This window comes from Acinetobacter sp. USHLN143 (assembly GCF_037145695.1).
Lineage (GTDB): Bacteria > Pseudomonadota > Gammaproteobacteria > Pseudomonadales > Moraxellaceae > Acinetobacter > Acinetobacter fasciculus.
The window spans coordinates 1-208 of the sequence record NZ_JBBCWZ010000376.1 but is presented as its reverse complement, the minus strand read 5'-3'; the positions used below and the strand labels follow the sequence as shown (position 1 = coordinate 208).

Annotated in this window: 1 protein-coding gene; it reads right to left on the bottom strand. The window is 50.5% G+C overall.

What is annotated here, in order from left to right:
* A partial coding sequence (locus WFH18_RS18460; RefSeq protein WP_336755487.1) for a transposase domain-containing protein occupies window positions 1–208 on the bottom strand: 208 nt, incomplete at both ends.

The window sequence follows — 208 nt, the reverse complement described above, 5'->3', positions numbered from 1 at the left end:
GGTCACTTTATGTGTCGGCAGCCTTTTCAGCACATCACTTAAATAGGCATACGGATCCAGCCCATTCAGCTTTGCTGACTGGATTAACGTCATGATGTTTGCCGCTCGCTGTCCACTGCGCAGCGAACCTGCAAACAACCAGTTCTTACGGCCCAATGCCCAGGGACGCATTGAGTTCTCTGCCCAGTTATTGTCAATGGGTAGATTG